1 protein-coding gene is annotated in these 535 nt (G+C 44.5%); it reads left to right on the top strand.

Going from position 1 to position 535, the window contains the following annotated elements; genetic code table 11:
• On the top strand, positions 1-535 hold a 535-nt coding region (locus ACTHUM_RS18415), incomplete at both ends, for a collagen-flanked surface repeat-containing protein (RefSeq protein ID WP_440403739.1).

Here is a 535-nt window from a genome sequence, read left to right as displayed (position 1 = left end):
GTAAAGACGGTGTAGATGGTAAGAATGCTAAAGCCGACGTTAAAGACAACGGCGACGGTACTCACACTGTAACCATCACTGATGGTGAAGGTAATACCACTACTACTATCATTAAAGATGGTAAGAATGCTGAAGCCGACGTTAAAGACAACGGCAACGGTACTCACACTGTAACCATCAAAGACGGTAACGGTAATACCACTACTACCATCCTTAAAGACGGTGCTACTGGCGCTACTGGTGAAAAAGGTGACACTGGTGCCGCAGGCGCTAAAGGTGAAAAAGGTGACACTGGTGAAAAAGGTGGCAGCATCACAGGTGAAGTTGTAGATAATGGTGATGGTACCCATACAATCACTGTTACTGATCTTGATACCGGTTCAGTCACTACTACCATCGTTAAAGACGGTAAAGACGGTGTAGATGGTAAGAATGCTAAAGCCGACGTTAAAGACAACGGCGACGGTACTCACACTGTAACCATCACTGATGGTGAAGGTAATACCACTACTACTATCATTAAAGATGGTAAGAA

The organism is Neisseria sp. P0021.S006 (assembly GCF_051956895.1).
The sequence above is the reverse complement of the archived record's forward strand: the minus strand, read 5'-3'. Positions and strand labels throughout refer to the sequence as shown.